Source organism: Salinivibrio sp. PR919, from assembly GCF_001995355.1.
Lineage (GTDB): Bacteria > Pseudomonadota > Gammaproteobacteria > Enterobacterales > Vibrionaceae > Salinivibrio > Salinivibrio proteolyticus.
The window spans coordinates 1-4,687 of record NZ_MUFL01000134.1 but is presented as its reverse complement, the minus strand read 5'-3'; the positions used below and the strand labels follow the sequence as shown (position 1 = coordinate 4,687).

Sequence of the window (4,687 nt, the reverse complement as noted above, 5' to 3'; positions counted from 1 at the left end):
GTATCGCGTCGTTTCCTTGTGCTACCCCCAACGGATTATTAATAAGATCAGGTATAGCGAATACGCTAGGCGGAGCTAATTCAAACATTTTCACGCTAAACTCAAGCATGGCACTTTTATACTGTTCTAATCCCTCATGTTGGCTTAGTCCAGCTGACTTAAATCCAGTATCTGAGAGTAGTCTGCACGTATCTTGTTCAAATCGACCCAACGGCTCCTCACTCTTAGGCAAACTAGGAGCGTTAAATTCTACTTGCATATCTAATGAGTAAGTCGCATAAAATCCCAGAGATGAATTTGATATAAATCCGTCCCGGCAATTCACGTTTTCAGTAATGATCTAAGAGTAGTCTGCCATACCTGATTTGCCGTAATAGCGAGTATGCTTATCTATTGTAAAATCATGACCATATATCCTAAAGCTTGATATATCGTACATAACAGCAAAGTTTGGCGTAATCCGGTTAATAACAAGTTCTTTACCTGCGTATCTACCAAGTAATAACTCTTTGTTTTCAGGGTATGTCGCCCTACCTTGAGCTGCTCCATTGGTTGAAACCGCTAATAGGGTTAGGAAAAAAATCCTTAGTGCCTTGTTATCCATAAACCAACATCTTTAATTCTAGTTTTTGGCTGCGGCCACGCACACCGTGAAGACTCCCGCGCTCCGGCGTGGGAATGCATACCGAAGCTGATGCATCACTCGTTCCCACGCTCCTGCGTGGGAATGCATATTGGCCGGTTTCTCTTCCGTTAACTATACCAACCGTCTGCTAATGCCTCGGCTTGCTCCAAGACCAGCTTGGTGGCTTCTTCGGCTTTATCAGGCGGATACTTCCAGCGGCGGAGTAGGCGGCGGACAATATTGCGCATGCGTGCGCGCACACTGTCGCGCTTTTGCCAATCAACCGTTGCTGATTTTCGTAACTGGCGGGTTAGCTCAATTGCTAATTTCCGGAGCGTATCATTGCCAAGCTCACGCACCGATGACTCGTTCACGACCAGTGCGCGATAGAAAGCGATTTCGTCTACATTAAGATCCAGCTCGTCCATCATGCTGGCGTCGGCTTGCATCTCTTTGGCCCAGCGGATCAGCTCTTCAATCACCTGCGCGGTTTCAATGCTGCGGTTATGGTACTTTTGCAGCGTTGACATAATGCGGTCGGAGTACTTTTTCTCTTGTACCACATCGTTTTTCATCCGCGCTTTCACTTCATCACGTAAGAGTCGCTCTAGCAGATCAACCGCAAGGTTCTTCTCTTTGAGATCTTTCACCTCTTCCAAGAACTCTTCCGACAGCAGGCCAATGTTGGGCTTTTCCAGCCCCACGGTGCTGAATATGTCATCGACCCCGTCTGCGACAATGGCGTTATCAAGGATCTGACGCAGTGCGGAGTTGCGGCTTTCGTCGCTGCGCTTCTTATCCACGGTGGAGTGCTTCAAAAAGGCCGTCTTAATGGCACCGTAAAAGGCGATTTCGTTTTTATACCCCTCTACTTCATCCAGCGTATTACACAGGGAATATGCCTTCATCAGTGCGGCCATGGTATCGAGATAGCGGCGTTTGCCGTCGCGGACTTCTTCCCCTTTGCTGTTGCGGTGCGACAGGCCCGCGATATGGTTCAGCGCGCCGGGCAGTAGGCGAATAGCTTGGGTTTCAAAGTCTGGGCGGTAGTGGAACACCTCACCATCAACGGGAGTGGCAAACATACCGCGGACCACATCGATTTTTTCCATCAACACCGCGAAGGCTTCGGCGGTATCGACGGTGGGTTTGCCCTTACCTTGGCTATTGGTGTAGGTTTTTAGCGCGTTTTTCAGTTCGTTAGCAATGCCGATATAGTCCACGACCAGCCCGCCGGGTTTGTCTTTAAACACCCGATTGACCCGCGCGATCGCCTGCATCAGGTTGTGGCCTTTCATCGGTTTATCAACATACATGGTATGGCAGCAGGGGGCATCAAAGCCGGTCAGCCACATATCGCGCACGATCACCAATTGCAGCTCATCGTCCACGTCTTTAAAGCGCTTCTCAAACAGCTTCTTGGTTTTCTTATCGTAGATGTGGGGCTGCATCTTTTCTTTATCCGACGCGCTGCCCGTCATCACGATTTTTATCGCGCCCTTGTGCGGGTCAGGGTCGTGCCACTCGGGCTTGTTTGCAACAATCGCGTTGTAAAGATCAACACAGATTTCGCGGCTCATCCCTACGATCATCGCTTTACCGGGGAACGTCGCGGTGCGGGTGGTAAAGTGCTCGACTAAATCAGCCGCCACTTGTTCAATGCGGGGCGCGGCACCCACCAGTTTTTCGAGTGCTGACCACGTAGATTTTAGCTTCTCGCGGGTGCTGAGCTCTTCGTCTTCGCCGATTTCTTCATCGACTTGCTCATTCAGCGCTTCGATGTCGTCTTGGTTAATGTCTAGTTTGGCAAGGCGGGACTCATAGTAAATGGGCACGGTAGCGCCATCTTCGACCGCATCTTGAATATCATAAATCGAGACGTAATCCCCAAACACACCGCGAGTGTCTTTGTCGTCTTGCGAAATAGGCGTGCCGGTAAAGCCAATAAAAGAGGCATTCGGCAGCGCATCGCGCATGTATTGTGAGTAGCCATACACATAGCGGTGATCTACCACTTGCCCATTAGCGTCTCTTACTTCGCGAAGTTTTGCTTTGTTGCCGTATTGGCTGCGGTGCGCTTCATCAGAGACCACCACAATATTGCCACGCTGCGATAACTGAGGGTGAAACGACTCATCGTCCTGCAACGAAAACTTTTGCACGGTGGTGAAAATGATCCCACCTGATTGGCGACTGGCGAGTAAATCGCGCAGGGACTCTCGATCCTCGGCTTGCTGTGGCAATTGCTTGAGGGTGTCTTGCGCCATGGTAAAGGTGTTAAACAGCTGACCGTCCAGATCGTTACGGTCGGTGACCACTACCAAGGTAGGGTTGTTCATCTCTGGCTGTTGTAACAGCTTGCTGGCATAACACACCATCGAAATGCTTTTACCGCTACCTTGGGTATGCCACACCACACCCGCCTTTTTACTGCCAGGCTTAACGGTATTGGCATAGTTGGCGCGCGGCTCTGCCACTTGGTTGGTGGTGTTGGCGGCAATAACTGTTGCTTTGACGGCCTCGCGCACGGCATGGAATTGATGATAACCGGCAATTTTCTTAATGGTGGTGTCGCCGCTTTGCTCAAACAGGACAAAATAGCGGATATAGTCGAGCAGTAGGGCGCGATTGAAAAAGCCACGGATCAGGGTTTCGAGCTCAAACTCATTGAGGGGTTTGTCGTCTTCGCTGGCAATGGTGCGCCAAGGTAAAAAGCGTTCTTGGTTTGCGGTTAGCGAGCCAACCCGTGCCCTCGTCCCATCTGAGATCACCAGGGCTTCGTTAAATATAAATAAGTCACTAAGCTCGTCTTTGTAAGTTTGAATTTGGTTGTAAGCTTTCCAAATATCAGCGTGTTCGTCGGCAGGATTTTTGAGCTCAATCACCGCGATAGGCAGGCCGTTAATAAAGACCACCACATCAGGACGACGATTGCCTTTCGTGCCCGTGAGGGTGAACTGATTCACTACTAACCAGTCATTGTTATCGGGATGGGTGAAGTCAATCAGCCTGACACGATCATGTTTGGTGGTCTGTTTGCCGTCTTGCCATACACTGTATTCCACTGGCACGCCTTCAATCACATAGTGATGGAAGGTTTTGTTACTTTTAATCAGCACTGGTGAATCTGGGGTGGAGACGGTTTTGGCTACTGCCACCAAGGTGTCATGCGGCACCTGTGGGTTCAGCGCGGAAAGGGCGTTAAGCAGCCGCCCTTTTAAGGTGACTTGGTGGTAGTCATCGCGCTCAGGGCGGTCGCCGTCAGGGGCGATATCGTAACCAAGCGCGTATTGATAGCCCAGTGTTTTAAACCAATCGAGGCAGAGCTGCTCCAGCTGGTCTTCGGTAATCATCCGCTATTCCTTTTTATTCTTTATCTCACTCGCTGTGATTGCGCAGCCTCATTAGCGTTTAGCTAACCTCTGCCAGTTTTTCTGCCTGTTCCAACGGTAATTCGCCGGAGAGTAGTTTGGGTAGCAGGGTGTCGCGAAGCGCCACTAAGCTTCCGTTTTGTAAATTATTTTTTGGGATTAACTCGTAAAACTGTTCCACAACACTGGAAAAGGTTTGCCGCAATTGAATTGGTGGAATAACTAAACTCCAGTTCATAATTGCAGTTTTGTCTCCTCGTGGCATTTTTGCGCCTTTAGAAGTTCTGGTCATGTACTCGAAAAACTTGTCCTGAGAGAGCAAGTTCATAAGATATAGAGTGGTAGTTGGACTGATAGATTCAAAACCTAGAATATCGTTAGAACGTCCCCCGCAGCGCTCGGCTAGCCAAATCTTTTTGAAGTAGGGGCGAATATTAGAAATTAATATATTGCCAGGCTTGTATGCAGCTACTGTTTTAGCTGTAGGAAGCTTGGATGCTGAGGTTATACCTTTCTTTTCAGGCAGCATGTTTTCAGTAGAAATATAGTTATCTAAGCTGATATTTTTAATATATTGCCAGGCTTGTATGCAGCTACTGTTTTAGCTGTAGGAAGCTTGGATGCTGAGGTTATACCTTTCTTTTCAGGCAGCATGTTTTCAGTAGAAATATAGTTATCTAAGCTGATATTT

4 protein-coding genes are annotated in these 4,687 nt (G+C 48.8%); all 4 read right to left on the bottom strand.

The genetic code is table 11. The features are described 5' to 3' along the window. On the bottom strand, nt 1-211 hold a 211-nt coding region (locus BZG83_RS16945), incomplete at its 3' end, for a hypothetical protein (protein ID WP_206744376.1). A 129-nt stretch (nt 212-340) separates the two neighbouring features. After that, nucleotides 341-604, bottom strand: a complete 264-nt coding sequence (locus BZG83_RS15870; protein ID WP_077481995.1) for a hypothetical protein — start codon at nt 602-604, stop codon at nt 341-343. Nucleotides 605-753: 149 nt separating this feature from the next. After that, the gene (locus tag BZG83_RS15865) at nt 754-3,978 is read right to left on the bottom strand and encodes a type I restriction endonuclease subunit R (RefSeq protein ID WP_077481993.1); all 3,225 of its coding nucleotides are present in this window, start codon (nt 3,976-3,978) and stop codon (nt 754-756) included. Nucleotides 3,979-4,036: 58 nt separating this feature from the next. Continuing rightward, nucleotides 4,037-4,525, bottom strand: coding sequence for a restriction endonuclease subunit S (locus tag BZG83_RS15860; protein WP_077481991.1), 489 nt, complete (start codon nt 4,523-4,525; stop codon nt 4,037-4,039). Between the last annotated feature and the right edge of the window lie 162 nt (nt 4,526-4,687).

Bases quoted from the DNA above. Each gene is read 5' to 3' on its own strand.
- BZG83_RS15860 (WP_077481991.1), bottom strand. From the start codon at position 4,525: ATGCTGCCTGAAAAGAAAGGTATAACCTCAGCATCCAAGCTTCCTACA.
- BZG83_RS15865 (WP_077481993.1), bottom strand. From the start codon at position 3,978: ATGATTACCGAAGACCAGCTGGAGCAGCTCTGCCTCGATTGGTTTAAA.
- BZG83_RS15870 (WP_077481995.1), bottom strand. From the start codon at position 604: ATGGATAACAAGGCACTAAGGATTTTTTTCCTAACCCTATTAGCGGTT.